Here is a 25,607-nt window from a genome sequence, read left to right as displayed (position 1 = left end):
TGATTAGCCCCCTCATGATCGGCCAAACGGCGCCAGGCTTTAGGGCTCGCCGGCGCAGGATGGACGAAATGCCGCCTAAACCTCCTCCGCCTCGTTTAACCGCGTCTGCGCCAGACGTTTCGCCCCGGCCACGTCGGCCTTGCCGGTTCCCAGTTTCGGCAGGCTGTCCACCGCCACCCAGGCCGAGGGCAGCAGCAGTCCGCCCACCCCCTGGGCCAGCAGGGTCTTCTCCACCGCCGCCGCGTCCAGGGCGCCGGTATGCAGCACCACGATGCGCTCGCCCTTTCGGGCATCCGGCAGATTGACCGCCTGCAGCTCGATCTCCGGATCGGCCACCGCCCTGGCCAGGGCCTGCTCCACGGCGCCCAGGCTGACCATCTCGCCGCCGATCTTGGCGAAGCGCGAATAGCGGTCGACGATGGTGAGAAAGCCGTCCTCGTCCAGCCGGCCCTGGTCGCCGGTCACGTACCAGCGCTCGCCGTCGATCTCGCGGATGGCCTTGGCGGTGCGCTCGGGATCGTTCAGGTAGCCCTGCATCAGTTGCGGCCCGCCGATCAGCACCATGCCGGCCTCGCCGGTGGGCAATTCGGCAAAGGTCTGGGGGTCGACGATCTTGAAGCCGGTCCCCGGCAGCGGCATACCCACGGTGCCGAGCTTGCCGCCGCGCTGCACCTGCAGGTAGCTGACGTCCAGGGCATCGGGCAGGTTGACCGAGGCCACCGGGGCGGTCTCGGTGGCGCCGTAGCCCTCGTAGATGTCCTGGTTGAACTTGAGCTTGAAGGCCTCGCGCACCGCCGGATCCAGGCGTTCGGCGCCGGCCACCACGATGCGCAGGCTCTCCAGCATCAGCGGATGCACCTTGGTGTTGCGCACGAACAGCCGCAGGAAGGTCGAGGTGCCGCAGAGCACCGTGGCGCGATGGGTCGCCACCGCCTTGGCGATGCCGGCCACGTCGGTAGGATCGGCCTGGCAGACCACCGGCACCCCCTCGATCAGCGGCAGGAACTGGGTCACCGTAAGACCGAAGGCGTGGAACAGCGGCAGCGAGGCCATGAAGACGTCGTCGTCCTGGGTATTGAGCACGTCCGAGGTCTGCTTGAGATTGGCCATCAGGTTGCGATGACTGAGCATCACGCCCTTGGGCGTGCCCTCGCTGCCACTGGAGAAGAGGATGGCGGCGGTGGCCTCGGGATCGTGGGCGCGACTCACCAGCACCTGCAGCATGGCGGTCGGCAGCAGCCAGACCGCCAGCCAGTTGGCCAGCAACTCGGCCTTGCCGATCCCGGCGCGCAATGCCTCCAGATCCACCACCTCGCGCCCGGCGAGCAACTCGTCCACCGGCAGGCCGCGCGTGCGCAGGCGCTCGAGAAAGCGCGTCGAGGTGTAGACGGTGCGGATACCGGCCTGGTCCAGGCCCGACGCCAGGGCCTCGGGCGTGGCCGTGTAGTTGAGATTGACCAGCGTCTTGCCGGCCAGCAGCACCGCCATGTTGGCCAGCATGCCGCCGCTGCTGGTGGGCAGCAGCAGCCCAAGATTCGGCTCGGGCCGCTTGCGCATCCGCCGCGCCAGGCAGGCGGCGCCGGTGAGCGCCTGGGCGGCCTTGAGCGGAGCGCCCAGGTCGTCGATCAGCGCCAGGCCATTGGGTCGGCGCCTGACGCTGGCCACCCAGGCATCGGCCAACGACGGCAGGCCCTGCATGTAGCGCTCCCAGGAGCGGATCGACAGCTCGAAGATCCGCCGCTTGAGCACATCGGCCGGGGTGTCCTTGGCCAGCGCCTTGCCAAAGGCCACCACCACCTCGCGGTGCAGCGGGCTGTCGCGCAGTTCCTTGAGCTTGCTGGAAGAGCGGGAGAACTGGCTGCCCCAGAGGCCGCGCAGGTAGAAGGGCACGATCTGCACCTCGGACCCGACCCGCTCGCAGGCCTTTTCGTAGCCGCGGCGGAATTCGCCGAGTTGCCCGGTGCGGCTGATCGCCCCTTCCGGAAACAGGCAGACCACCTCGCCCGCGCTGAGCAACGCCGCCAACTGCTCCAGCGCCGCCCCGGCACCGTTGCCCTGGGCGATGGGCAGGCAGCCCATGGCCTTGAGGAAGGGTTTCAGGTACCAGCGCTCATAGATGGAGCGCAGCATCACGAAGCGCACCGGGCGCGGACTGGCGATCTGCACCATGGCCCAGTCGACCCAGCTGATGTGATTGCCCAGCAGCAGCACCCCGCCCTGGGCCGGCAGGTTCTGCAGCCCCTGCACCTGGATGCGGTAGTGGCGGGTGACCATCAGGCCGAGCAGAAAGCGCACCAGGCTCTGCGGCAGCTTCCACACCGTGTAGGCGCCGCCGATCAGCGCCACCGCGGCGATCAGCAGCAGCAGCCAGCGACTGTCCAGGCCGAGCAGGGCGATCACCGCGGTGAGCACCAGAAAGCTCAGCATGGCGACGTTCTGTACCCAGTTGTTGGCCGCCAGCACGGTGCCGAGCTGGTCTTCCCGGGCATGGAACTGGATCAGCGCGTTGAGCGGAACGATGAACAGCCCGCCCATCAGCCCGATGAAGACGAAGTTGAGCGCATGCACCAGCGCCGAACTGGGCGCCGGCAGCCACCACAGACCGAGGGCGATGCCCAGCGCGCCCACCGGGATCAGGCCGGTCTCGATGCGCCCGCGCGAGGCCCGGCTGGCCAGCGCCGAGCCGAGGGCGATGCCGATTCCGGCGCAGGCCAGGATGCCCTGCAGCAGCAACACGTTGTCGATGCCCAGGTGATCCTTGGCATAGGCCGGAAAGCTCGCCAGCAGCACCTGGCCCACCGACCAGAACACCGCGAGGCCGATGATCGACAGGCGGATCACCGGATTCTCGCCGATCACCGCCAGGTTCTGCCGGGCGCTCTGCAGCCGCACATAGGCATGCCAGTCGAAGGGTGCACGCGGCCTGGGCTCTTCCAGCAGCGGCAGGCGATAGAGCAGCGCCACCTCGGCCAGGCTGCAGAGCACCAGCAGCCAGCCCAGCGGGGCGATGTCCTGCAGGATGGCGTGAGGCGTGGCCTGGTCCGCGCCCAGGTGCAGCTGGAAGAAGGCGGTGAAGACCACGGTGCCGGCGAGGATGGCGATGATGGAATTGGCCTGCACCAGGCCATTGCCCTCGGCCAGCCGCTGCTTGCCGAACAGCGCCTTGATGTAGCCGTACTTGGCCGGCGAATAGAAGGTCGCCTGGATGGCCAGCAGGAGCGTCATGGCAAAGGCCAGCTCGAACAGCCCGGCGTAGTAGGCCAGGGTGATGCCGAGGGTGATGGCCACCGCCGCCCAGCCGCCGAGGCGCAGCACCCGCACCTTGGCGAAGCGATCGGCGACATGGCCGGAGGGGCTGAACAGCAGAATGAAGGGCAGCAGCATCATGCCGTTGACCAGCGCGGTCAGCACCACCTGGGTGGAACCGTCATAGACCTTGAACACGGTGTTCTGGATGACGATCTTGTGGCCAAGATCGACGAAGGCGTTGAGAAAGACGGCGATCAGGTAGGGCCAGGCCCCCTTGATCCGGTGCAGCTTGTCCATGCGGAGTCTCTTTCGAGCAGGGGAGTCCGTAGCCTGAGTGAGACGCTCAGGCAGCGCAAGCAGCGCCATTGGTCAACAAATATGCGAATCAGGGCTATACAAGCTCGCGAAAGCGCGTATGGTGTAGGCACTGCTACTGCAATAGTTACTCGATACCTGCTTGATGTTGCTTCATTTTCATCTCCTGGCTCGTCTCACTCTCGCATTACAGTCCCGCTAGCGAATGTCTCGCTAACGTGGTTGTTCCCCCTACATCCTGGAGATACTCATGTCCAATCGTGAAAATGGCACCGTCAAGTGGTTCAACGATGAGAAAGGCTACGGCTTCATCACCCCGGAAAGCGGCGCCGACCTGTTCGTGCACTACCGCTCCATCGAAAGCGCCGGCTTCAAGAGCCTGAGCGAAGGCCAGAAGGTCACTTTCGTGGCTGTCAAAGGCCAGAAGGGTATGCAAGCTGACCAGGTTCAAGTCGTCTAACGACTGATCCGGTTGCAGAAAGGCCCCACTTCGGTGGGGCTTTTTCGTTTCTGGGATTCGGGTTTTGCGGGATTGCCCATCTCCGCCACAAAGACGCTGATTGCCCAAACCACCCAAAGCCTCAGGCGCGCCCAATGCCCCTTCCAGCAGGGCGAACGCAATCGTTGCGCAAGGGGTCGAGCGGCATGGATGCCGCGAGAGTCGCGAGGGCCATGGAAGGCCCTTCGCGGCGGGCCCCTGGAGCGGCGATGGAGGGAGTGGACCCCGGCGCAGCCGGGGCCGGATGGATGGGCAAGCGTTTTTGGTTACTTTTGTCCGGGGCGCGCAGCCGCGACTGGCAAAAGTGACTCGCCCGATGGGGCGAAACAAGAGGTAGCCGCAAACCTCGATAATCAGCCAAACAGCCCTGGCATTGGCTTACCCCTTGTCGTACGCCCGCTCCAGCGCCTCATTGAGCGTCCGCACCACCTTCACCCGGGCAAACCTCTTGTCGTTGGCCTCCACCAGGGTCCAGGGCGCGATGGCGGTGCTGGTCTGGACCACCATGTCGTTGACCGCCTGGCTGTAGAGATCCCACTTGTCCCGGTTGCGCCAGTCGTCCTCGGTGATCTTGAAACGCTTGAAGGGCGTTTCCTCGCGGGCGCGAAAGCGTTCGAGCTGGGTGTCCTGGTCGATGGCCAGCCAGAACTTGGCCAGCACGATGCCGGCGTCGTGGAGCTGTTCCTCGAAGTCGTTGATCTCGCCATAGGCCCGCTGCCAGTCGGCGACGGGGGTCAGCTCCTCGACCCGTTCCACCAGTACCCGGCCGTACCAGGAGCGGTCGAAGATGGTGAAGTTGGCCTGCCGCGGGATGTGCCGCCAGAAGCGCCAGAGATAGGGCTGGGCCAGCTCCTCGTCGCTGGGTGCGGCAACCGGGACGATGCGGTACTGGCGCGGATCCAGGGCGCCGGTGACCCGGCGGATGGCGCTGCCCTTGCCGGCGGCGTCGTTGCCCTCGAAGGCCGCCACCAGGGCATGGCGGCGATACTTCTTGTCGCGCAGCAGCCGCGCCAGGCGCGCCTGTTCGGCGAGCAGCTGGTCTTCATAGTCGGCCTTGTCCAGGCGCTGGGTCAGATCCATGGCTTCCAGCACGCCACGACCATCCACCGGTGGCGGTACTACGGCGGCTGCCCGGCGCTGCTTGCGCGGCTTGTTGGCCAGGGCCCGCTGCAGCGCCTTGAGCAGCACGGTGCCGACGGTCAGGCTGCGAAAGCGCTCGTCGAAGCCGGGCACCACGTGCCAGGGGGCGTAATCGTGGTGGGTTCGCCGCACCACCCGTTCGCCCTCCTTGACGAAACGGTCGTAGACCTTGGCCTGGCGCCAGTCCAGCGGACTGAGCTTCCAGCCCAGGCGGGGATCGTTCTTGAGGTGCTTCAGGCGCTGCTTGAGCTGCGGCTTGGAGAGGTGGAACCAGAACTTGAGGATCAGCGCGCCTTCGTCGGCCAGCATGCGCTCGAAGCGTTCCGCCTGGCCAATGGCGGCATCCAGCTCGACGCGACTGAGTTCCTTGTTGACCCGGCCGTGCAGCATCTGGCTGTACCAGTTGCCAAAGAAGACGCCGGTCCGGCCCTTGCCCGGCAGGCGCTGCCAGTAGCGCCAGGCCGGGGGATGCTGGCGCTCCTCGGCAGTGGGCTGGAGAAAGGTCTCGACGCGGATCAGGCGTGGATCCATCCACTCGTTGAGCAGCTTGACCGTCTCGCCCTTGCCCGCCCCCTCGATGCCATTGATCAGCACGATCACCGGGAAACGGCCCTGCGCCTTGAGTTCGTACTGGGCGGCCAGCAGTGCCTCGCGCAGCTTGGGCAGCTTGGCGTCGTAGGTGGCCTCATCGAGCAGGTGTTCGTTTTCGGCGGCTTCGAACATCCGGATCTCCTTGCGCAGGTGGTCGGGCAACTATAGCCCTTCTGACCCGGCCTGCGGCAGGCGGTGCCCCGCATTAGGCGGCATGAAGGAAATATGACGTTTAGATGAAATTTGGCATCTCCCGCTGTCGTGGAGGTCTTTCATACCGTTACGCTCCCGCGCAAGCGGGTGCGGCAGTCCACCCTATTGAGGAGAGTTCGATGGCCTTTCGTTTCGATGCACGGCAACCGGCTGACGAGGAAGTCCGCCGCGTGGTGACGGATCGTCTGGTGCAGGCTGAAGCGTCCCTGGCGAGCGGTACCCCCAAGGGCGTCCACGAGACACGCAAGCGCCTCAAGGAATTGCGCGCCCTCCTGCGGCTGCTGCACGGCGCCCTGGGCAAGCGCGCCTTCGCCAGTCGCAATCGGCGGCTGCGCGACCTGGGCCGCGAGCTGTCGTCGTTGCGCGACAGCGCCGCCCTGGTGGAAAGCTGGGACAAGCTGGGCGAATCCGACCGCAAGAGATTCGCCTCGCCGGCCATGAAGCGTGTGCGTCAGCGGCTGCAGGAGCGCGCCGACCAGCAGATCGCCGCGGCCAGCGGCCATCCCGAATTGCTCGAGGAACTGACCGCCATGCGCGAGGAGGTGGCCGGCTGGAAACTGTCCGGCAAGGGCTTCGCCCTCTTCGCCCGCGGCCTGGAAGACAACTACAAGGCCGGGCGCCAGGCGCTCAAGACCGCGCGCGACAAGCCCACCGACGACACCCTGCACGACTGGCGCAAGCGGGTGAAGGATCACTGGTATCACACCCAGCTGCTCGCCGCGGCCTGGCCGGCGGAATTCAAGACGCGGCAGAAGAGCCTCAAGCGCCTGTCGGAATACCTGGGCGACGATCACGACCTGGCGGTGATGCAGCAGCTGCTGCTGGACGAGCCGACCCTGTTCGGCGCCAGCAACACCCGCCTGGCGATCGGCGAAAGCCTGGCCCAGCAGCGCGAGCGGCTGCAGACGAAGGCCTTTTCCCTGGGCCTGCGCCTCTATCTGGACAAGCCCACTGCCCTCGCCGAACGCTGGCGAGATCTCTGGCGGCTGGCCAGCCGCCCCTATGCCCCGCGCAAGACCAAGGGCCAGAGCGCCAAGGCCCCTGCCGGACTGCTTCCGCACCTGGTCGAGGAATCGTCAGTCTAACGTCTGCGCCAGACGGGATTTGTCGCGCGTGCTGGTGGTCCAAGTCTGGGCACACCACCACGCCGAGGTCTCGCGATGAAATCCAAGCTGCTCGCTTCCCTGTTTGCCTGTTCCGTCCTGGCCAGCACCGCCGCCCTGGCCGATCAGCCCGGCGCCGACTGGATGCCCATGAACGACGTCAAGTCCAAGCTCATGGAGCAGGGCTACACCTCGATCACCAAGATCGAAGCCGATGACGGTCAGTGGGAAGGCGAAGGCATGAAGAAGGATGGTATGAAGTACGACTTCCATGCCGACGCCAAGACCGGCAAGATCACCAAGGAAAAGATGGACATGTGATCTCTCGGGGATCCGGCCACGCGCTCGGATCCCCACCGACACCTGCGCCTCTTCCTGCCCGCTCTCTGCCTGGTCGGCTCGTCCTGAGCCACCTTCTTGTCACCTAGGAACCCCCATGTACAGTACCGCTTTGGTCGAGCTGCTGCGCACCCACGAGCGGTCGCTGCTCGATGCCTGGATCGGCGCCCAGCGCGCGGCCGGCATGCGCATCGACCTGCTCGATGAAACCACCATCCTGGCCAACTCCGCCGAATTGCTGCGCCGCATCACCGTGGCCGCCGCCCAGGGCCTGGGCAATCTGCGCGAGCCGCACTGGCAGCCGGTGCGCGCGCTGCTGGAGCGCTTCTCCTTCGACCAGAGTCGCGCGGGCCTGACGCCCGCGCAGACGGCGACCTTTGTCTTCTCGCTCAAGGAACCGCTGTTCAACCTGATCCAGAACGAGTGCGACGATCCCCTCGCCGAGATCTGGGCCGCCACCCGGCTGATCGACGATCTCGGTCTGTACAGCATGGAAAGCTTCATGAGCGGTCGCGAGACGGTGATCCGCGAGCAGCAGGAAAGCATGCTGGAACTGTCCACCCCGGTGGTGGAGCTGTGGGACGGCATCCTGGCCATCCCGCTGATCGGCGCGCTGGACAGCAACCGCACCCAGGTGGTGATGGAGTCGCTGCTGGAAAAGATCGTCCAGACCGGCTCGGACATCGCCATCATCGACATCACCGGCGTACCCACGGTGGACACCATGGTCGCCCAGCACCTGCTCAAGACGGTGACCGCCGCCCGGCTGATGGGCGCCCAGTGCATCATCAGCGGCATCCGCCCGCAGATCGCCGCCACCATCGTCCACCTGGGCGTGGACCTGGGCGACGTCATTACCAAGGCGTCCCTGGCCGATGCCTTCCGCCTGGCCCTGCGCCAGCAGGGCGTGCGCCTGGCAGCCCCGGCCGCCAAGGGTTAGGGAGCACCTCATGATCGAGCGGATTCCGATTCTCAAGCTTGGACCCTTCCTGCTGCTGAGCATCCAGGTGGACATGCACGACCAGCTGGCGCTGGACCTGCAGGAAGACCTCACCGAGCAGATCGTGCGGCACAAGGCCAAGGGCGTGCTCATCGACATCTCGGCGCTGGAAATCGTCGACTCCTTCATTGGCCGGATGCTCTCCCACATCGCCCAGGTCTCGCGCATCCTCGATGCCAAGGTGATCGTGGTCGGCATGCAGCCGGCGGTGGCCATCACCCTGGTGGAACTGGGGCTGTCGCTGGAAGGCATCGCCACGGCGCTGAACATGGAAAAGGGCATGCGCCGGCTGGAAGCCATGGTCGCCGCGGACGAATCGCTGGAGGAGTCAGAGGGTGGCGAAGACACAGACGCTTCCACTCCGCCAGGAGACTGACATCGTGCTGATCCGTCAGCAGGTGCGCAAGGTCGCCGAAGCCATCCGCCTGGGCCTCATTTCCCAGACCAAGATCGTCACCGCGGCCAGCGAGATCGCGCGCAACGGCCTGGTCTACGGGCTAGGCGGGGAGTGCCTGATCGAGGAGACGCTGCGCGCTGGCAAGCCGGCGATCCGCCTGGTGATCCGCGATCACGGCCCGGGCATCGCCGATCTCGAGCGCGCCATGGTCGACGGCTACACCTCGGGCAAGGGCCTGGGCCTGGGCCTGTCCGGTTCGCGGCGGCTGGTGGACGACTTCCACATCGACAGCCAGCCCGGCCAGGGCACCACCGTCGAACTCTGGAAGTGGCGATGAACGACCAGCCGTGCAGCCTGGTGCTGCCGGTGAGCACCAGCGTCCATGTCGATGCCGCCCGGCGCGCCCTGGTCCGGCTGGCCGGCACCGTCACCGCCGACGAAACCCTGCTCGGGCGCCTGACCATCGTCGCCCAGGAGCTGGGCTACAACCTGGTCCGCCATGCCGGGCACGGCGAACTCCTGGCCACCCTGGGCGGCGAAGGGGTGCTCGATGTCCTGGCGGTGGATCGCGGCCCGGGCATGCACGACGTCGCCCGCTGCCTGAGCGATCACTACAGCACGGCCGCGACGCTGGGCGCCGGCCTGGGGGCGATTCGCCGGCAGGCCGATGTGTTCGACATCCATTCGCGACCGGGTCAGGGCACCGTGGTGCTGGCGCGCTTCCATCTGGCCGGGACGCCCAGCAGCCGGTTGCAGCATGGCGCCCTGTGCACGCCGCACCCCGAGGAGCAGCTCTGCGGCGACACCTGGGCGGTCAGCGGGCGCCGCCTGCTGGTCTGCGACGGCCTCGGCCATGGCCAGCAGGCCGCCACCGCCAGTCGCCGGGCGCGGGAACTGTTCCTGCGCCATGGCGCGCACCTGCCCCTGCAGCGGCTGATGGAGAATCTGCACCAGGCGCTCATGGAAACCCGCGGCGCCGCCCTGGCGCTGGCCGAGCTGGACCCGGATCAGGGCCAGGTGAGCTTTTGCGGCATCGGCAACATCGCCGGGCGCCTGCTGGGCAACACCACACGCAGCCTGGTGTCCAACAACGGCACCCTGGGCTACCGGATCGGGCGGATCCAGACCTATACCTACCCCTGGACGCCCGGCACCCTGCTGGTGCTGAACTCCGATGGCCTGACGTCCAAGGTGGGACTGGGCGAGCACTCCGGGCTCGGGGCGCGCCATCCGGCGCTGATCGCCGCCCTTCTGCACCGCGACTTTCGGCGCTCCGCCGACGATGCCACCGTTCTGGTACTCAAGCATGTCTGACGTCTTGCCCCTGCTGACCCTCGCCCTGCACAGCGAGCAGGACATCGTGCACTGCCGCCAGGCCGCCAAGCGCCTGGCCGCGGCCATGGAGTGGCCGGCGCTGGAGCAGATCCGCCTGGCCACCGCGGTCTCCGAACTGGCGCGCAACATCCACCAGTACGCCGGCAGCGGTCACTTCGACTTCGCCCTGCTGCGTGGCGAAGACCTGCGCCTGCGCGGCCTGGAGGTGCGGGCGGTCGACCAGGGTCCGGGCATCGCCGAGATGGAAGCCATCCGCGCGGGCAGCTATCGCTCCAGCACCGGCATGGGCATCGGCCTGCGCGGCGCCCAGCGGCTGTTCGACGACTTCGACATCCAGACCTCCCCTGCCGGCACCTGCATCACCGCCCGCAAGTACCAGATGCCGCGCCCCTTTCCCGAGGCGGAGCAGCTCCAGGCGCTGACGGCCGAACTGCAGGGCAGTCCGCCACCGGATCCCTACCAGCAGATCCGCCTGCAGAGCGAAGAGCTGCTGCTGACCAACACCGAGCTGCAGGTGCGCCAGTCGGAACTGGAGGTCACCAACAAGGAACTGGAAAACACCAACCAGGGCGTGGTGGCGCTCTATTCCGAGCTGGAAAAGGCCACTCAGGAGCTCAAGGAGGCCAGCGAGGCGAAGACCCGTTTCTTCTCCAACATGACCCATGAATTCCGCACCCCGATCAACATCATCGAGAATGTCGCCAAGCTGCTCGCCAGCGGCGTGGACGGGGCGCTCAATGCCGAACAGCAGCGCCAGGTGCGCTTCATCAGCGATGCGGCGCTGGAACTGGCCAATCTGGTCGGCGAGTTGCTGGCGCTGGCCGAGGTGCAGTCCGGCCGCCTGACCATCGTGCCCCAGCCCTTTGCGCTGGGGCCTTTCATCGATCGCCTCGAACAGTTCGCCGCGGCCCTGGCGCCACGCTATCCCCAGGTCAGCTTCAGCGTCGCCCCGCCGCCGGCCGGGGTGCTGCTGGATACCGACGAGAGTCGGCTGTTCCAGGTGCTGCGCAACCTGATCTCCAACGCCTTCAAGTACACCCCCCGGGGCCAGGTGCGCATCCAGGTGTTCCAGCCCGACGATGCCAGCCTGGAATTCCTGGTGGAAGACAGCGGCATCGGCATCGCCGCGGCGGATCAGCAGAAGATCTTCGAGGAATTCGAGCGGATCCGTTCGCCTCATCTGACCCATATCGAAGGCACCGGCCTGGGCCTGCCCCTGGCGCAACGCCTCGCCGTGCTGCTGCGCGGCGAGCTGTCCCTCGACAGCGAAGTCGGCCGCGGCAGTCGCTTCACCCTGCGCCTGCCGCGCCACTACGCCAGCCACCGGGCCGCCGAGCCGGAGCCCGATCTCAGCGGCCTCACCGTGCTGGTGATCGAGGACAACGAGGGCGATCGCTATCTGGTCCGGCGCACCCTCGAACGCCTCAATCCGGTCCTGCTGGAGGCGGACAGCGCCCGCAGCAGCCTCGACCGGCTCAATGCGGTGCGCCCGGACATCATCATCCTCGACCTCGACCTGCCCGACATCAATGGCGAGGACCTGCTCGCCAGCATGGACTGGAGCATGCACCGGCGGGTGCTGATCAACACCGCCCAGCCCCTCGACGAGGCGGGCCGCCAGCGCCTGCAGGACTACTGCCACGCCATCCTGTTCAAGCACGCCCCCGATCACGCCGAGCGGCTGCTGGCCGAGGTCTGCGCCCTGGCGCGGAGCCTGTCCGATGACTAGTGCCCCGCGCCGCATCGTCATCATCGACGACACCGAGGCCAATCGCTATGTGCTGCGCAAGATCCTCGGGAGCCAGAGCCACTACGAGGTGCTGGAAGCCGCCAGCGGTGCCAGTGGCCTGGCGCTGATCGACGAATCCGTCGAGCTGGTGATCATCGACGTCAATCTGCCGGACACCACCGGCTTCGAGCTGATCCAGGCCATCGAGCACAAGTGCGGCTGGGGCCGGCTGCCGGCCATCATCAACATCTCGGCCACCTTCGTCTCCGGCAGGGACAAGGCCCAGGGTTTCAATACCGGCGCCCAGGCCTACCTGACCCACCCGATCAATCCGGAAGAGGTGCTGGCCACCGTCGGCGCCCTGCTCAAGGCCAGCTCCCGGGTCGGCCACATGGAGCAGCAGCGCAATTCGGCCATCGCCCGCAGCGAGAATCTGCAGGCGGAAAAGGTCATGCTCGAACGCTTCATGAGGTCGCTCAACCACGACCTGCGCTCGCCGCTCACCGCCGCGACCATGGTGGTCAACCTGATGCAGCGCAATCCGGCGCGGCGGACCGACGATCTGCTGCAGACCCTGCACGACAACCTGCAGCGCATGAACCAGATGATCACCGACGTGCTGGACATCAGCCACATGAGCCTGGGCGGCGGCGTCCGCCTCAGTGGCGATCCGCTGGTGCTGGGTCCGCTGCTGAACGACGCCGCGGCCAATCTGCGCCTGCAGTTCGCCAATCACCTCGACCTGAGTCTGGAGACCCCGGCGCAGGAGGTGCTGTGGGACAGATACGCCTTCCTGCGCATCTTCGACAACCTGGTGCTCAACGCCGCCAAGCACGGCGAGGCGGGAACGCCGATCCGGGTCCGCCAGTGGCTGGCCGACGACCAGGTCATGCTGGAGTTGCGCAACCTCGGCCAGTTTCCCGACGAGGTCCTGGCCAACCTGGCCACGCCCTATTTCATCTCCACCCGCAGCGACAAGCGCGGCTGGGGCCTGGGCCTGCCCATCGTCAAGGCGCTCAGCGAAAGCTTCGGCGGCGAGGCGCGCTTCGCCAATGGCACGGGCGAGGTGGTCATCACCCTGCACCTGCCGCTGCGGCTGGCCTAGCGACTTTCGGGGCAGCGCGCCGCGATTATCCTGGTGCCGGTAGCGTGGAAAACCGCACAGCGTTTTCCACTGGTGCAAGACAGGACTTGGGCGACGTGGACAAGGCTGCGCCGTTGTCCACGCTACGGGGCTGCCTCTAGCTGTTGGGCTGCGACGGTGGAGCTGTCTCAGCCTAATCTACGATCGTTAGAGATCGCTTTCTTCGACCTTGCGGACCTTGCTGGCGTCGAGGGTGTAGGACGCCTCGGCCAGGGCGTTGTCGACCGCTTCGGTGTGCAGGGTGCCGATGACCCAGTAGGGCTCGTAGATGTCGGGAAGCGGCACGCCCTTGGGGTAGCGCACCAGCACGATCTGGTTGGGCGGCGGCGGCGGGACGTGGATGCAGGCGCCCGGATAGGGCACCAGGAAGAATTCGCGGAAATTGCCCTTGGCGTCGGTTTCTAGCGGCACCGGGAATCCCCCCAGCCGCACGTTCTGGCCATTCAGGGCGGCCACGGTGCGGGTGGAGTGCATCACCTCGGGCAGGCCGCTGTCCTTCTGCTTGAGCCCGCCCGGTGAGCCGAAACCACCGGGGGCCTCGGGGCTGTTGTGGCTGATTTCGGGCATGGTTTCCAGGGCGTGGCGATCCTTCGCGGTGAGCAGGTCGAGCCAGTTGGTTTCCGGGGGTTCGCCCTTGGCGGCGTGAGTCAGCAGCGGCAGGCTGGCGAGCAGCAGGGTGATGAGCAGTCTGGGCATGGTCGGCAGGTCGGACGCAAAAGTCCGAGTGTGAGGCGCGCTGGGTCAGGGGTCCAGTCTCCAGGCCGCAAAGCAAAGCCTCGCCCATGAAAAAGCCCCTGGGTCGACGGGCGACACCAGGGGCGAAAACGCTGTGCTACTTGGCTTCGCCGAGGCGAAGCGGCGTCTTAGCGACGCTTGGTCACCATGCCGTAGATGAACAGCACGATGATGGCGCCAACCACGGCACCAATGAAACCTGCGCCTTCACCGGCACGGTAGATGCCCAGAGCCTGGCCCAGGTAGGTGGCGACCACGGAGCCGACGATGCCCAGGATGATGGTCATGATCCAGCCCATGCTGTCGTCGCCCGGCTTCAGGAAGCGGGCAACCAGGCCGACGATGAGACCAATGATGATGGTTGCGATGATGCCCATGTGAAGAATCCCCTGTTTGAGTGCTGGTAAGACAACGCCGGTCAGCAGGCGTCGTTGTAGTCTCCGACCACCGGTGATCCGTCGAGGTTCAGGGGAAAACGGCTTCCATGTGCGGAAGCCGTCTGGCATCAATCCTGGATCAGGGCTTCCAGGGCGGCGATGCGGGTCTGCAGTGTCGTAGCGTCGGTGCTGCGCAGGGTGGCGTGACCGACCTTGCGCCCGGCCTTGAAGGCCTTGCCGTAGTGGTGCAGGTGGCAGTCTTCCAGGGCAGTGACGGCCGCCACCGGCGGTACCGAGCCGATGAAGTTGACCATGGCGCTCTCGCCGACCTTGGCGGTGGAACCGAGCGGCAGGCCGGCCACGGCGCGCAGGTGGTTCTCGAACTGGCTGCACTCGGCGCCTTCGATGGTCCAGTGCCCGGAGTTGTGCACGCGCGGGGCGATCTCGTTGGCTTTCAGCCCACCCTCGACCTCGAAGAATTCGAAGGCCAGCACGCCGACGTAGTCGAGCTGTTCCAGCACGCGGCGGGCATAGTCTTCGGCCAGCGCCTGCAGCGGATGGTCGGAGCTGGCCACCGACAGGCGGAGGATGCCACTCTCGTGGGTGTTGTGCACCAGCGGGTAGCAGGCCACCTCGCCATCACGACCGCGCACCGTGACCAGGGAGACCTCGCCGGTGAAGGGCACGAAGCCTTCCAGCAGCAGGGGCACGCTGCCCAGTTCGGCGAAGGCGTCGGTGACGTCTTCCGGCTGGCGCAGGACCTTCTGGCCCTTGCCGTCGTAGCCCAGGGTGCGGGTCTTGAGCACCGCCGGCAGGCCGATACGGGCCACGGCAGCGTCCAGGTCGGCCTGGGAGAGGACGTCGGCGAAGGCCGGGGTGGGGATCCCCAGGTCGCGGAACATGGACTTCTCGAACAGGCGGTCACGGGCGATGCGCAGGGCTTCGGCGGATGGATAGACCGGCACGAATTGCGAGAGAAAGGCCACGGTCTCGGCCGGGACGCTCTCGAATTCGAAGGTCACCAGATCGACCTCGTCGGCCAGCTGGCGCAGGTGATCCTGGTCGCCGTAGTCGGCGCGCAGGTGTTCGCCCAGGGCGGCGGCGCAGGCGTCAGGCGCCGGATCGAGAAAGGCGAAGTTCATGCCCAGCGGCGTGCCGGCCAGGGCGAGCATGCGGCCCAGCTGGCCGCCACCGATGACGCCGATCTTCATGCCTGCTCCCTCGGATCGGGATTGTCCAGCACGGTGCGGGTCTGCTCTTCGCGAAAGGCGTTGAGCCGCTCGTGGTATTCGGGGTACTTGCCGCCGAGAATGCTGGCGGACAGCAGCGCGGCGTTGATGGCGCCGGCCTTGCCGATGGCCAGGGTGGCGACCGGTACACCGGCCGGCATCTGCACGATGGACAGCAGGGAGTCGACGCCCGAGAGCATGGACGACTGCACCGGCACGCCCAGCACCGGCAGGTGGGTCTTGGCAGCGCACATGCCCGGCAGGTGGGCGGCGCCGCCGGCCCCGGCGATGATCACCTCGATACCGCGCCCGGCGGCCTCTTCGGCGTACTGGAACAGCAGATCGGGGGTGCGGTGGGCGGAGACCACCTTCACTTCGTGGGGAATGCCCAGCTTGTCCAGCATGTCGGCGGTGTGGCTCAGGGTGGACCAGTCGGACTTGGAGCCCATGATCACGCCTACGAGTGCGCTCATCGTCGTGCCTCTGAAATGAAGAAGCCACGCGGTGGACGTGGCTTGGGAAATGAGCGGCCTAGTATAGACGAAAGCGGGGCGGAGCGTGCCCCTGCGCCGGGTATCGCCTGTCGGTTGGAAGACAGGATGTGGCGCTCATGGGATGGGTGGTGGTGTGGGGCGAGAGGTGCGGGCTAGATACCTGGACGCTTGAGGTGGGATCGCTCCGAAGAGCGCCCTCACCCAGCCCTCTCCCGCAGGCGGGAGAGGGGGCGGATTGGCGCGGCGTGAGGGGTGGTTTTTATCGCGGCCATGGGCCGCTCCTACAGTCGTATCTGAACCTGTAAGAGCGGCCACGTCGGCGGACCGCCATGGCCGCGATAAGGCCTTGCCTCAGATCCCCACGTCAGGCAACTGCGGGCGGGTTTCCAGGGCCTTGGCCATCAGGCGTTCGACGAAGGCGCGGTCCGCGTCGGGCAGGGCCAGGCGTGGCGGACGGGTCAGGGCGCTGCCGCGCCCGGCGAGTTCTTCGCAGAGCTTGATGCATTGCACTAGGTCCGGGCGGGCGTCCAGGTGCAGCAGCGGCATGAACCATTCGTAGAGCGGCACGGCCTCGGCGAAGCGACCGGCCTTGGCCAGGCGGAAGATGGTTTCGCCTTCGGTGGGGAAGATGTTGGACATGCCCGAGACCCAGCCCTCGGCGCCCACGGCGATGCTTTCCAGCACCACGTCGTCGAGACCGGCGAAGAGCACGAAGCGGTCACCCACTTCGTTGCGCACGTCGATGAAGCGGCGGGTGTCGCCGGAGGAATCCTTGAAGCAGACGATGTTGTCGACGTCGGCCAGGGAGATGAGGATGTCCGGGGTGACGTCGTTTTTATAGATCGGCGGGTTGTTGTAGACCATCAGCGGCAGGTCGAGGGCGCTGGCCACGCTGCGGAAGTGGGCGGCGGTCTCGTGGGGCTTGGCCGAGTAGACCAGGGCCGGCATGAGCATGATGCCGTCGGCGCCGGCGCGACCCACCGCCTGGGCGGTGCGGGTGGCATTGAGGCTGGTGAATTCGGCCACGCCGCAGATCACCGGTACGCGACCACCGGCGGCGTCCTTGGCGACCTCCACCAGGGAGATCTTTTCTTCCAGGGTCAGGGAGGTGTTCTCGCCCACGGTGCCGCACATCACCAGGCCGGAAACGCCATCGCGCACCAGGTTGCTGATCACGCCATGGGTCTTTTCCAGGTTGACCGAGAAGTCGTCGTTGAATTGGGTGGTGACGGCGGGAAAGACGCCGCTCCAGTTGACGCGGGGAGTGCTCATGCGGGGGTTTCCTCCAGACGGGAACGGGGCTTGAGAGAGTCGCGGTATTGCCGGGGCGACAGGCCGGTGAGACGGCGGAACTGACGGCTGAAGGCGCTGTGGTCGGTATAGCCACAGGCCAGGGCCACCTCGGTGACGGGCAGGTCGCGGGCCAGCAGGCGCGAGGCGGCGTCGAGCCGGGCCTTGTGCAGCAACTGCTGGGGCGTGAGGCGCAGGATGCGCTTGCACTGGCGTTCGAGCTGGGAGACCGACAGGCCGACCCTCTGACTCAGTTCGCCTACCGAGAGCGGCTGGGCATAGTGCTCGCGCAGATAGCGATCGACCTCGGCCACCTTGGCGTGGGCCGGATGATCGGCGGCCGGAGCCTGCAGATCGTGGGAGATGCCCGCCATGCCCATCAGCCGGCCCTGGGCGTCGTGCAGTGGCAGCTTGCGGGTCAGGCACCAGCCCGGGGTACGACCGGCGTAGAGGTGCAATTCCAGTTGATCGTCCAGCGCCAGGCCTTCGCGCAGCACGCGGCGATCCTGTTCGGCGTAGGCGCCGCCTAGGGGGGCGGGAAAGACTTCCTCGGCGGTCCGGCCGAGCAACTCGCTGACGTCCTCGAAGCCGCAGCGCTGGGCCAGGGTCAGGTTGACCAGCACATAGCGCGCCTCCAGATCCTTGACGAAGAACACCACGCCGGGGATGGCGTCGAGCAGCGGCGCCACCAGGCTCAGGCTGGCAAGCAGCGCGGGCAGGTCGGCGGGCCGGGCGCGGCTCAGGGCGTCCAGGTGGGCGGCGGCGTTCATCTCTCGTCCTCGGTCAGGGCCAGCAGGCTGTCGATACGGGTGGGTTGCAGGGGAAAGCGCGGCGCCGGGGGCGTCCAGCCCAGCAAGACGCGGGTGGCCTGGCCGCAGATGCGGCCCTGGCAGGCGCCCATGCCGCAGCGGCTGCGCAGCTTGGCCTGGGTCCAGTCGGCATGGCCGACCAGGGCGCCGAGGGCGACGTCTTCGCAGCGGCAGACCAGGGTATCCGGCTGGGCCAGCCGGGCAATGGCCGGATTCAGGGCGAAGGTGCGAGCCAGTTGGGCGGCGAAGCGGCGCCAGGCCCGGGCTTCGGCCTGCACGGGGGCCACGGCGTCAAGCTGGCTGCTGGCGACCAGACCAGCGATACGGCCGGTGGCCTGGGCCAGTTCGTTGCCGCCGATGCCGGTGCATTCGCCGGCGGCCAGGATGTGCGGCTGGCTGGTGCGCTGCTGGTCATCTACCGCCACCGCGCCATCCAGGGTCGCACAGCCAAGGCTCTGGGCCAGTTCGACATTGGGCACCAGGCCATAGCCACAGGCCAGGCGATCGCAGGCGATCTCCCAGCGACGCTCGCCTTGGCGCAGGCGTACGGCTTCGAGACGGTCGGTACCGAGCGCCGCCTCGACCCAGGTGCCGGGGCTATAGCGAGGAGTAGCCAGCGTCAGCGCCTGGCGCAGCTTGTTCGGCCAACGCCATAGCTGCAGACCGAACTCGAGTACCGCGCGGCGCTCGGCCTGTTCGGCGACCAGGGCGACCCGGGCACCCGCCTGGCGCGCGGTGGCGGCGCTGGCCAGCAGCAGCGGACCGGTACCGGCGACCACCAGGCGCTCGTCGGCCACCTCCACGCCACCCTTGATCAGCGCCTGCAGACCACCCGCGCCGGTCACTCCGGGCAGGGTCCAGCCAGGGAACGGCAACAGCAGTTCGCGGGCACCGGTGCAGAGGATCAGGGTGTGGAAATCCAGGGTACGGCTGCCGTGGGCGTCTTCCAGCAGCAGCTGGTGTGAGCCCAGGACCGCGGCGACGCGGGTCTGGGTAAGCAGGGTGACGTCTGCCGGCAATTGACCGACTTCGGCGGCGACTTGGCCCGCGCGAGCGCGCCAGATCTGGCCGCCGGGCAAGGGATTGTCGTCCAGCAGCACCAGGCTCAGGCCCCGACCACTGGCCGCGCGGGCCGCGGCGAGACCGGCCGGGCCGCCGCCGATGATGAGCAGATCGCAGCGCGTGGCGTTCATGACAGACGCTCCACCTGCATACCGTCCTGGCACGGCGTCTGGCAGGCCAGGCGACGCATGCCGTCAACCTGTACCCGGCATTCCTGGCAGACGCCCATGCCGCAAAAGGGCGCTCGGGCTTCACCGCTTACCGAACGGCGCGCGGCGGGGTTGCCGCTCTTGGCCAGGGCCGCGGTGAGCAGACTGCCGGGACGGATCTCCAGGCGCTCGCCATCGATGAACAGGGTCAGCATGCCAGGCTCCTCGGGATGGTCGCGAAGCGAGCCGGTGCGAAGGGTTCCACGTGGAACGTGGAACCCTCGCCGAACAGCCCGCTGACGATGGCTTCGGCGGTGGCCGGCGCGGTGGTGACGCCCAGGCCCTCGTGACCGACCGCCAGCCACAGACCGGGCTGATCGGGATGGGCGCCGATCAGCGGCAGGCCATCGGGGCTGGCGGCGCGCTGGCCGGTCCAACCGCGGATCAGCGAGGTATGGGTCAGACCGGGCAGGAAATCCAGGGCGCGGCGCAGCAGCTGGCCGACCACCGCAGGTTCCACGGCCATGTCCGGACGCTCGAACTGGCGCGACGAGCCGATCAGCAACTGGCCGGTGGGGCGCGGCTGGACATTGAAGGCCACCGAGGCACCGCTGCTGGCATGGGCGCTGGCGCCGTAGCCGATCTCCACCAGCTGATGGCGGACCTGCTCGGGATAGCGGTCGGTGATCAGCAGATGGCCCTTCTTGGGCACCAGCGGCAGGTCCGGGCAGAGACTGGCGGCCTGCAGGCCGGCGGCGAGCACCACGGCGTCGGCGGTCAGCCACCGCCCGTCATCCAGACGCACCCGTCTGCCTTCGACGGCGCTTACCCGGGCACGCTGGAATTCGATCAGCGGCGAGCGTTGTAGCAGCCAGGCGGCCACCACGGGTGCATAGAGCAGGCCGTCGCCGGGCACCTCCAGGCTACCAGCCAGGGCGGTCAAGGCCGGTTCCGCCGCGGCGGTCGCCGCAGCGTTCAGCGGCTGGTTGGCGACGCCCTGGGCGTCCAGACGCTGGCGCTTCGCCTCGATCAAATCCAGCTCGGCGGCATCGCGGGCCAGCCAGAGGGTGCCGCAGTTACGGTAGTCGGCGGCGGCTGGCAACTGGGGTACCAGCTCGCGCCAGAGCGCCAGGGAGCGTGCGCTCAGGGTCAATTCGGCGGGGTCGTCGTCCATCACCACCAGGTGGCCCATGCCGGCGGCGGAGGCGCCAGGCAGGCCAGCGTCCAGCACCCGCACGCGACAGCCGCGCGCGGCCAGGGCCGCGACGCAACTGGCCCCGACGATGCCGGCGCCGACGACGAGGACGTCCGCCACCTGCTTCACCCCGGAATACCCCAGGCGAAGGGATCGTCCGCGGCCAGCAGCAGGGTGGCTTCGGCCATGACATGGGCGCGGCCGCGGATCACCGGCAGGATGCGGCCTTCGTCGCCGGGCTGATAATGGGCTTCGAAACGGCTGCCGATGACGCTCGCCTGCTGCCAGACGGCGCCAGGGGCCAGGTCGCCATCGGCCGCGAGACAGGCCAGCTTGGCGCTGGTGCCGGTGCCGCAGGGCGAACGGTCGTAGGCACGGCCCGGGCAGAGCACATAGCTGCGACTGTCGGCGCCGTCCGGATCCTCGGCGAATAGTTCGATATGGTCGATGTGCCCGCCCTGCTCGCCGGTGATGCCGGCGGCCTCCAGGGCGCCACGCAGGGCCAGGCTGAAGGTGAGCAGGTCGTCGAGGTTGTCGGCGGCGATGCGCTGGCCGTGATCGGCACAGAGAAAGAACCAGTTGCCGCCCCAGGCGATGTCGCCGGTGACCAGGCCATGGCCGGGAATCTCCACCTGGACCGCATGGCGATAGCGGTAGGCCGGGACGTTGCGCACGCTGACGCTGCCGTCGTCATGCAGGGTGGCGGTGACGTCGCCGACCGGGGTCTCGATCAGGTGATCGCCGGGGCCGATCCGGCCGAGATGGGCCAGGGAGACCACCAGGCCGATGGTGCCGTGACCGCACATGCCCAGATAGCCGACCTCGTTGAAGAACACTACGCCAGCGCTGGCCGCAGGCGATACCGGCTCGCAGAGCAGCGCCCCGACCAGCACCTCGTTGCCGCGCGGTTCGCGCATGCAGGCCTGGCGGAAGGCGTCGTGCTCACCGGCCAGACGGCTGCGGCGTTCGGCCATGCTGCCGTGGCCGAGCTCGGGAAAACCATCCAGCACCAGGCGCGTGGGTTCACCGCCGGTGTGGGAGTCGATGACGCGGATGCGCTGCATGGCTGACCTCCGTGAGAGAGAGGCCAGTGTCGCGCAGATCGGCACAAAAGGCTTGCAGGACGTCGGCTAGACAAAAGCCGATATCAGCACAATCAGGGCTAGATTTTCAGCTCGAGGGCCCCTGCTTTTCGAGATGCCGCCAGACCTGCTGTACCAGCCGCTTGCGCAACAGGGCACAGCGGTAGAGGCGGATCTCCAGGCCGACCTGCCAGGCGGCATCGCCGCAGATGGCCAGTTCGCCGCGGGCCAGCTCCGCGGCCACCGACAGCTGCGGCACCCAGGCCACGCCCAGGCCCTGCAGCGCCATGGTCTTGAGACTGTCGGCCATGGCGGTTTCGTAGAGGGTCACGGCGCGCAACTTGCGCTGGCGCAGCAGGAGATTCACCGAGCGACCAAGGAAGGCGCCGGCGCTGTAGGCCAGCAGCGGCACGCTGCTTTGCCCGTCGAGCTGGAACAGGGGTCGTCCTTCGCTATCGGTGGCGCAGACCGGCAGCATGGCGGTGTGCGCCAGGTGCAGCGAAGGGAACAGCTCCGGGTCCATCTGCAGGGCGGCATCGGGATCGTGGAACGCCAGCATCAGGTCGCAGGCGCCGTCGCGCAGGGCGTGGATGGCATCACCGACGTTGGTGGCCACCAGGCGGCTGGCCAGTGCCAGCCCCTGGCCGCGCAGGCCGGCGATCCACTGCGGAAAGAAGCCCAGCGCCAGGGAGTGCGCGGCGGCGAATTGCAGCACCTCGCCCTGCCCGCCTTCGAGATGGTGCAGGTGGCGCACCGTCTCGCCCAGCTGCTCCACCACGCTGCGCGCCGTGACCAGGAACAGTTGCCCGGCCTCGGTGAGGCTGACCGGGGTGTGGGATCTGTCCACCAGGGTCAGGCCGACGCTTTCCTCCAGGGCGCGGATGCGCCGGCTGAAGGCGGGCTGGGTGACGAAACGCTTTTCGGCGGCCTGGGAAAAACTGTAGGTGGCCGCCAGGGCCACGAAGTCTTCCAGCCATTTGAATTCGATGTTCATGGCACCCATACGTCGTCTGATCTCGCAAGGTCACAATCAGAGTTATGCCGATCCGGCATGAGGCTTGGCGGATCGGCATTGGCCGGGATCGGCTGGCAGGCCTAGATTCTAGGGCATCGCGGCGCCCGCCGCTCGATCGAAGCCCAACGCTATCATGTCCGACTCTGCATCATCCGTCCGCCTCGAAAAAGATCTCCTCGGTACCCTCGACGTCCCTGCCGATGCCTACTACGGCATCCAGACCCTGCGCGCCGTGCAGAACTTCCGCCTCTCCGGTGTGCCCCTCGGTCACTACCCCAAGCTGGTGGTGGCCCTGGCCATGGTCAAGCAGGCGGCGGCCGACGCCAACCACCGACTGGGCCATCTGCCCGCGCAAAAGCACCAGGCGATCAATGACGCCTGCTCACGCATCATTCGCGGCGAATTCCACGACCAGTTCGTGGTGGACATGATCCAGGGCGGGGCCGGCACCTCGACCAACATGAACGCCAACGAGGTGATCGCCAATGTGGCCCTGGAGCTGCTCGGCCATGCCAAGGGCGAGTATCGCCACCTGCACCCGAACAACGACGTCAACATGGCGCAGTCGACCAACGACGCCTACCCCACCGCCATCCGCCTGGGTCTGCTGCTCGGCCATGACGCCCTGCTCGCCAGCCTGGACAGCCTGATCACCGCCTTCGCCGCCAAGGGCGTGGAATTCGCCGAGGTGCTGAAGATGGGTCGCACCCAGCTGCAGGACGCGGTGCCCATGACCCTCGGCCAGGAATTCCATGCCTTCGCCACCACCCTGGGCGAAGACCTGGCGCGGCTGAAGAGCCTGGCGCCGGAACTGCTCACCGAGGTCAACCTGGGCGGTACCGCCATCGGCACCGGCATCAATGCCGACCCCGGCTACCAGCTGCTAGCCGTGCAGCGCCTGGCGGAAATCAGCGGCCAGCCGCTCAAGCCCGCCGCCGACCTGATCGAGGCGACCTCGGACATGGGCGCCTTCGTGCTGTTCTCCGGCATGCTCAAGCGCACCGCGGTGAAGCTGTCGAAGATCTGCAACGACCTGCGCCTGCTCTCCAGCGGCCCGCGCACCGGCATCAACGAGATCAACCTGCCGCCGCGCCAGCCGGGCAGCTCCATCATGCCGGGCAAGGTCAATCCGGTGATCCCCGAGGCGGTCAACCAGGTGGCCTTCGAGATCATCGGCAACGACCTGGCGCTGACCCTGGCGGCCGAGGGCGGCCAGTTGCAGCTCAACGTCATGGAGCCCCTGATCGCCTACAAGATCTTCGACTCCATCCGTCTGCTGCAGCGCGCCATGGACATGCTGCGCGAGCACTGCATCACCGGTATCACCGCCAACGTCGAGCACTGCCGCCGCCAGGTGGAGCACTCCATCGGCCTGGTCACCGCACTCAACCCCTACCTCGGCTACGAGACCTCCACCCGCATCGCCAAGACGGCGCTGGAAACCGGTCGTGGCGTGCTGGAGCTGGTGCGCGAGGAGAATCTGCTGGACGAGGCGACCTTGGACGACATCCTGCGCCCGGAAAACATGATCGCCCCGCGACTGGTACCGCTGAAAGCCAAGGTCTGAGTCCCGCACGCCAGACCTGAGCGGTAACCGACGGCAACTCCCCGCGGGCGCGGTATCCTTCTTGCTTGGAAGGCTGCCACCGCCCCGGGGAGTTTTCGTATGCGTCAGTCCGGTCTGATCAATCTCAACCTGGTGTCCCTGGTGCTCCAGCAACTGGCCGCCGACACGCCCGCCCGGGCGGCGCCCCTGCTGGCCGGCAGCGGCCTGCGACTGGACGACCTCGAACAGCCCCATCGGCTCATCACCCTGGCCCAGGAACAGCGGGTCATCGCCAACGCCCTGCCGGTGGCACCGCCCGAACTGGGGCTGCTGCTGGGCTGGCGGCTGCGTGTCTCCGGCTACGGCCTGCTCGGCTATGCCCTGCTCAGCGCCCCGACCCTGGGCGCCGCGCTGCAGGCGGCCCTGGCCCACCAAAGCCTGCTGGGCGCCTATTTCACCCTGCGCCTGGAGCGCCACGGCGAATTGGCCTGGCTCAGGGCCGACGACCATCCCTTCGCCCCGGAGCTGGAGCGCTGCAACGCCGAGTGCTGTCTGGCGTCGCTCCTGGCGATCTGCTGCGACCTCCTGGGTACGTCCCTGCCGCTGGTGCAGGTGGCCTTTCGGCACGCCGAGCCGGTCTATCGCGCGCGCTATGGCGACTGCTTCGGCGCCACGCCCCTGGCCTTCGCCGCCGCCTTCAACGGCCTGGCCTTTCCCGCTGCCTGGCTTGATCGCGGACTGCCACTGGCCGATCCGGTGACCCATCGCGACGCCCTGGAGCAGTGCGGGCGCCTCGCCCCCGAACAGGATCGTCAGCGCGCCCTGCTCGCCCGCATCCGCACTCTGCTGGGTGCCGACCTGGCGGCCCCACCCTCCTTCGCCGCCCTGGCCGGCCACCTTGGCATGGCACCGCGCAGCCTGCGTCGCCACCTGCAGGCCGGCGGCAGCAGCTATCAACGGTTGCTGGATGAGTTGCGCTTCGCGCGGGCGCGCGACCTGCTGGCCCAGGAGCGGCTGCCCATCTATCGCATCGCCGAGGCGATGGGTTTCAGCGAGACGGCCAGCTTCCGCCATGCCTTCCGCCGCTGGAGCGGCCAGTCGCCGCGGGGTTATCGACTCTAGCGGCCGGCGTATGCTGAGCGCTTCCCGTCCCCATGGAGGATTCCCCATGCCCTCGCTGACCCTGCTCGCGGACCGCGGCCAACCCACCGACCAATACCACCTGCCGGCGGAAAAGCGCCTGGAGGGCGATCCGTTGCAGAGCCTCTGGCTCGACTACGAGGATGGCAGCGGCGTGTTCGCCGTCGGCCACTGGCACAGCGAGGTGGGCAAGTGGCGGGTGAACTACACCGAAGAGGAGTACTGCCAGATCCTCGAAGGGGTGAGTCTGGTCACCGATGACCAGGGTCATGCCACCCGTCTCGGGCCCGGCAGCAGCTTTGTCGTGCCGCGCGGCTTCCAGGGCACCTGGGAGGTGCTGGAGCCGACCCTGAAGCGCTTCGTGGTCTACGAAGCCAAGGGCGGCTGATGGCCGCCGCCGGGCGCAATCTGGCCGGATCTATCCCCTTTT

The 25,607-nt window shown here is 67.5% G+C and carries 25 protein-coding genes; 12 read left to right on the top strand and 13 right to left on the bottom strand.

The window, feature by feature from the left end:
• Positions 1-75 precede the first annotated feature (75 nt).
• On the bottom strand, positions 76-3,546 hold the full coding sequence (locus DBY63_RS08595; protein WP_108582234.1) for an acyl-[ACP]--phospholipid O-acyltransferase: 3,471 nt from the start codon (positions 3,544-3,546) through the stop codon (positions 76-78).
• 268 nt (positions 3,547-3,814) lie between these two features.
• Between DBY63_RS08595 and DBY63_RS08590 the strand changes: the two genes are divergently transcribed.
• A complete protein-coding gene (locus tag DBY63_RS08590; protein WP_007160189.1) occupies positions 3,815-4,024 on the top strand; it encodes a cold-shock protein in 210 nt (69 codons plus the stop codon).
• Positions 4,025-4,441: 417 nt separating this feature from the next.
• On the opposite strand, the gene pap is transcribed toward DBY63_RS08590, so the two are convergent.
• Positions 4,442-5,926: a polyphosphate:AMP phosphotransferase gene (pap, locus tag DBY63_RS08585; protein ID WP_027600537.1), complete on the bottom strand. Its 1,485-nt coding sequence runs from the start codon at positions 5,924-5,926 to the stop codon at positions 4,442-4,444.
• A 200-nt stretch (positions 5,927-6,126) separates the two neighbouring features.
• Between pap and DBY63_RS08580 the strand changes: the two genes are divergently transcribed.
• The 8 genes from DBY63_RS08580 to DBY63_RS08545 all read left to right on the top strand — a co-directional run bounded on the left by DBY63_RS08580 (position 6,127) and on the right by DBY63_RS08545 (position 13,015).
• Positions 6,127-7,092, top strand: coding sequence for a CHAD domain-containing protein (locus DBY63_RS08580; RefSeq protein ID WP_027597261.1), 966 nt, complete (start codon positions 6,127-6,129; stop codon positions 7,090-7,092).
• Between the two features lie 75 nt (positions 7,093-7,167).
• Positions 7,168-7,431, top strand: a complete 264-nt coding sequence (locus tag DBY63_RS08575) for a PepSY domain-containing protein (RefSeq protein ID WP_007160186.1) — start codon at positions 7,168-7,170, stop codon at positions 7,429-7,431.
• A gap of 115 nt (positions 7,432-7,546) precedes the next feature.
• The gene (locus DBY63_RS08570; protein WP_027597260.1) at positions 7,547-8,389 is read left to right on the top strand and encodes an STAS domain-containing protein; all 843 of its coding nucleotides are present in this window, start codon (positions 7,547-7,549) and stop codon (positions 8,387-8,389) included.
• 13 nt (positions 8,390-8,402) lie between these two features.
• Positions 8,403-8,825 carry an STAS domain-containing protein gene (locus DBY63_RS08565; protein WP_223855484.1) on the top strand — a complete coding sequence of 141 codons (423 nt, stop codon included), beginning with the start codon at positions 8,403-8,405 and terminating at the stop codon, positions 8,823-8,825.
• 4 nt (positions 8,826-8,829) lie between these two features.
• Positions 8,830-9,183, top strand: coding sequence for an ATP-binding protein (locus DBY63_RS08560; protein ID WP_027597259.1), 354 nt, complete (start codon positions 8,830-8,832; stop codon positions 9,181-9,183).
• Positions 9,180-10,160: a SpoIIE family protein phosphatase gene (locus DBY63_RS08555; protein ID WP_108582233.1), complete on the top strand. Its 981-nt coding sequence runs from the start codon at positions 9,180-9,182 to the stop codon at positions 10,158-10,160. The genes DBY63_RS08560 and DBY63_RS08555 overlap by 4 nt, the downstream gene beginning before the upstream one ends.
• On the top strand, positions 10,153-11,910 hold the full coding sequence (locus DBY63_RS08550) for an ATP-binding protein (RefSeq protein ID WP_077171250.1): 1,758 nt from the start codon (positions 10,153-10,155) through the stop codon (positions 11,908-11,910). Before DBY63_RS08555 ends, DBY63_RS08550 begins: the two co-directional genes overlap by 8 nt.
• Positions 11,903-13,015: a response regulator gene (locus DBY63_RS08545; RefSeq protein WP_074583304.1), complete on the top strand. Its 1,113-nt coding sequence runs from the start codon at positions 11,903-11,905 to the stop codon at positions 13,013-13,015. The genes DBY63_RS08550 and DBY63_RS08545 overlap by 8 nt, the downstream gene beginning before the upstream one ends.
• A 186-nt stretch (positions 13,016-13,201) precedes the next feature.
• Here DBY63_RS08545 and DBY63_RS08540 read toward each other — a convergent pair whose 3' ends face one another.
• From DBY63_RS08540 to DBY63_RS08490, 11 genes are all read right to left on the bottom strand, one after another.
• Positions 13,202-13,750: a DUF3299 domain-containing protein gene (locus tag DBY63_RS08540; RefSeq protein WP_108582232.1), complete on the bottom strand. Its 549-nt coding sequence runs from the start codon at positions 13,748-13,750 to the stop codon at positions 13,202-13,204.
• A gap of 167 nt (positions 13,751-13,917) precedes the next feature.
• On the bottom strand, positions 13,918-14,166 hold the full coding sequence (locus DBY63_RS08535) for a GlsB/YeaQ/YmgE family stress response membrane protein (protein WP_007160058.1): 249 nt from the start codon (positions 14,164-14,166) through the stop codon (positions 13,918-13,920).
• 128 nt (positions 14,167-14,294) lie between these two features.
• Positions 14,295-15,377 (bottom strand): 5-(carboxyamino)imidazole ribonucleotide synthase, encoded by a 1,083-nt coding sequence (locus DBY63_RS08530; protein ID WP_108582231.1) that lies wholly within the window; start codon positions 15,375-15,377, stop codon positions 14,295-14,297.
• On the bottom strand, positions 15,374-15,868 hold the full coding sequence (gene purE, locus DBY63_RS08525; RefSeq protein WP_027598658.1) for a 5-(carboxyamino)imidazole ribonucleotide mutase: 495 nt from the start codon (positions 15,866-15,868) through the stop codon (positions 15,374-15,376). Before purE ends, DBY63_RS08530 begins: the two co-directional genes overlap by 4 nt.
• Before the next feature lie 372 nt (positions 15,869-16,240).
• A complete protein-coding gene (locus DBY63_RS08520) occupies positions 16,241-17,161 on the bottom strand; it encodes a dihydrodipicolinate synthase family protein (RefSeq protein WP_108582230.1) in 921 nt (306 codons plus the stop codon).
• Positions 17,158-17,949: an AraC family transcriptional regulator gene (locus tag DBY63_RS08515; RefSeq protein ID WP_027598660.1), complete on the bottom strand. Its 792-nt coding sequence runs from the start codon at positions 17,947-17,949 to the stop codon at positions 17,158-17,160. Before DBY63_RS08515 ends, DBY63_RS08520 begins: the two co-directional genes overlap by 4 nt.
• Positions 17,946-19,181 carry an FAD/NAD(P)-binding oxidoreductase gene (locus tag DBY63_RS08510; RefSeq protein WP_108582229.1) on the bottom strand — a complete coding sequence of 412 codons (1,236 nt, stop codon included), beginning with the start codon at positions 19,179-19,181 and terminating at the stop codon, positions 17,946-17,948. Before DBY63_RS08510 ends, DBY63_RS08515 begins: the two co-directional genes overlap by 4 nt.
• Positions 19,178-19,414 (bottom strand): (2Fe-2S)-binding protein, encoded by a 237-nt coding sequence (locus tag DBY63_RS08505; protein WP_108582228.1) that lies wholly within the window; start codon positions 19,412-19,414, stop codon positions 19,178-19,180. The genes DBY63_RS08510 and DBY63_RS08505 overlap by 4 nt, the downstream gene beginning before the upstream one ends.
• On the bottom strand, positions 19,408-20,523 hold the full coding sequence (locus DBY63_RS08500) for an FAD-dependent oxidoreductase (RefSeq protein ID WP_108582227.1): 1,116 nt from the start codon (positions 20,521-20,523) through the stop codon (positions 19,408-19,410). Before DBY63_RS08500 ends, DBY63_RS08505 begins: the two co-directional genes overlap by 7 nt.
• Positions 20,520-21,458: a 4-hydroxyproline epimerase gene (locus DBY63_RS08495; protein ID WP_108582226.1), complete on the bottom strand. Its 939-nt coding sequence runs from the start codon at positions 21,456-21,458 to the stop codon at positions 20,520-20,522. Before DBY63_RS08495 ends, DBY63_RS08500 begins: the two co-directional genes overlap by 4 nt.
• A gap of 106 nt (positions 21,459-21,564) precedes the next feature.
• Positions 21,565-22,470, bottom strand: coding sequence for a LysR substrate-binding domain-containing protein (locus DBY63_RS08490; RefSeq protein WP_027600461.1), 906 nt, complete (start codon positions 22,468-22,470; stop codon positions 21,565-21,567).
• Positions 22,471-22,624: 154 nt separating this feature from the next.
• Between DBY63_RS08490 and DBY63_RS08485 the strand changes: the two genes are divergently transcribed.
• From DBY63_RS08485 to DBY63_RS08475, 3 genes are all read left to right on the top strand, one after another.
• Positions 22,625-24,058 (top strand): aspartate ammonia-lyase, encoded by a 1,434-nt coding sequence (locus tag DBY63_RS08485; RefSeq protein WP_108582225.1) that lies wholly within the window; start codon positions 22,625-22,627, stop codon positions 24,056-24,058.
• A 99-nt stretch (positions 24,059-24,157) separates the two neighbouring features.
• Entirely contained in the window at positions 24,158-25,159 is a 1,002-nt protein-coding gene (locus DBY63_RS08480) for an AraC family transcriptional regulator (RefSeq protein ID WP_027600462.1), read from the top strand.
• A gap of 46 nt (positions 25,160-25,205) precedes the next feature.
• The gene (locus DBY63_RS08475) at positions 25,206-25,565 is read left to right on the top strand and encodes a cupin domain-containing protein (RefSeq protein WP_108582224.1); all 360 of its coding nucleotides are present in this window, start codon (positions 25,206-25,208) and stop codon (positions 25,563-25,565) included.
• The last annotated feature ends 42 nt before the right edge of the window (positions 25,566-25,607 follow it).

This window comes from Pseudomonas sp. RIT411 (assembly GCF_003057735.2).
Lineage (GTDB): Bacteria > Pseudomonadota > Gammaproteobacteria > Pseudomonadales > Pseudomonadaceae > Chryseomonas > Chryseomonas oryzihabitans.
Note: the sequence above shows the minus strand (reverse complement) of the source record. Positions and strands in the feature narration are given on the sequence as shown.

What these genes read in the sequence shown, in the direction of transcription:
- DBY63_RS08595 (WP_108582234.1), bottom strand. Translation starts at nt 3,546, where the DNA reads ATGGACAAGCTGCACCGGATCAAGGGGGCCTGGCCCTACCTGATCGCC.
- DBY63_RS08590 (WP_007160189.1), top strand. Translation starts at nt 3,815, where the DNA reads ATGTCCAATCGTGAAAATGGCACCGTCAAGTGGTTCAACGATGAGAAA.
- pap (WP_027600537.1), bottom strand. Translation starts at nt 5,926, where the DNA reads ATGTTCGAAGCCGCCGAAAACGAACACCTGCTCGATGAGGCCACCTAC.
- DBY63_RS08580 (WP_027597261.1), top strand. Translation starts at nt 6,127, where the DNA reads ATGGCCTTTCGTTTCGATGCACGGCAACCGGCTGACGAGGAAGTCCGC.
- DBY63_RS08575 (WP_007160186.1), top strand. Translation starts at nt 7,168, where the DNA reads ATGAAATCCAAGCTGCTCGCTTCCCTGTTTGCCTGTTCCGTCCTGGCC.
- DBY63_RS08570 (WP_027597260.1), top strand. Translation starts at nt 7,547, where the DNA reads ATGTACAGTACCGCTTTGGTCGAGCTGCTGCGCACCCACGAGCGGTCG.
- DBY63_RS08555 (WP_108582233.1), top strand. Translation starts at nt 9,180, where the DNA reads ATGAACGACCAGCCGTGCAGCCTGGTGCTGCCGGTGAGCACCAGCGTC.
- DBY63_RS08550 (WP_077171250.1), top strand. Translation starts at nt 10,153, where the DNA reads ATGTCTGACGTCTTGCCCCTGCTGACCCTCGCCCTGCACAGCGAGCAG.
- DBY63_RS08545 (WP_074583304.1), top strand. Translation starts at nt 11,903, where the DNA reads ATGACTAGTGCCCCGCGCCGCATCGTCATCATCGACGACACCGAGGCC.
- DBY63_RS08540 (WP_108582232.1), bottom strand. Translation starts at nt 13,750, where the DNA reads ATGCCCAGACTGCTCATCACCCTGCTGCTCGCCAGCCTGCCGCTGCTG.
- DBY63_RS08535 (WP_007160058.1), bottom strand. Translation starts at nt 14,166, where the DNA reads ATGGGCATCATCGCAACCATCATCATTGGTCTCATCGTCGGCCTGGTT.
- DBY63_RS08530 (WP_108582231.1), bottom strand. Translation starts at nt 15,377, where the DNA reads ATGAAGATCGGCGTCATCGGTGGCGGCCAGCTGGGCCGCATGCTCGCC.
- purE (WP_027598658.1), bottom strand. Translation starts at nt 15,868, where the DNA reads ATGAGCGCACTCGTAGGCGTGATCATGGGCTCCAAGTCCGACTGGTCC.
- DBY63_RS08520 (WP_108582230.1), bottom strand. Translation starts at nt 17,161, where the DNA reads ATGAGCACTCCCCGCGTCAACTGGAGCGGCGTCTTTCCCGCCGTCACC.
- DBY63_RS08515 (WP_027598660.1), bottom strand. Translation starts at nt 17,949, where the DNA reads ATGAACGCCGCCGCCCACCTGGACGCCCTGAGCCGCGCCCGGCCCGCC.
- DBY63_RS08510 (WP_108582229.1), bottom strand. Translation starts at nt 19,181, where the DNA reads ATGAACGCCACGCGCTGCGATCTGCTCATCATCGGCGGCGGCCCGGCC.
- DBY63_RS08505 (WP_108582228.1), bottom strand. Translation starts at nt 19,414, where the DNA reads ATGCTGACCCTGTTCATCGATGGCGAGCGCCTGGAGATCCGTCCCGGC.
- DBY63_RS08495 (WP_108582226.1), bottom strand. Translation starts at nt 21,458, where the DNA reads ATGCAGCGCATCCGCGTCATCGACTCCCACACCGGCGGTGAACCCACG.
- DBY63_RS08490 (WP_027600461.1), bottom strand. Translation starts at nt 22,470, where the DNA reads ATGAACATCGAATTCAAATGGCTGGAAGACTTCGTGGCCCTGGCGGCC.
- DBY63_RS08485 (WP_108582225.1), top strand. Translation starts at nt 22,625, where the DNA reads ATGTCCGACTCTGCATCATCCGTCCGCCTCGAAAAAGATCTCCTCGGT.
- DBY63_RS08480 (WP_027600462.1), top strand. Translation starts at nt 24,158, where the DNA reads ATGCGTCAGTCCGGTCTGATCAATCTCAACCTGGTGTCCCTGGTGCTC.
- DBY63_RS08475 (WP_108582224.1), top strand. Translation starts at nt 25,206, where the DNA reads ATGCCCTCGCTGACCCTGCTCGCGGACCGCGGCCAACCCACCGACCAA.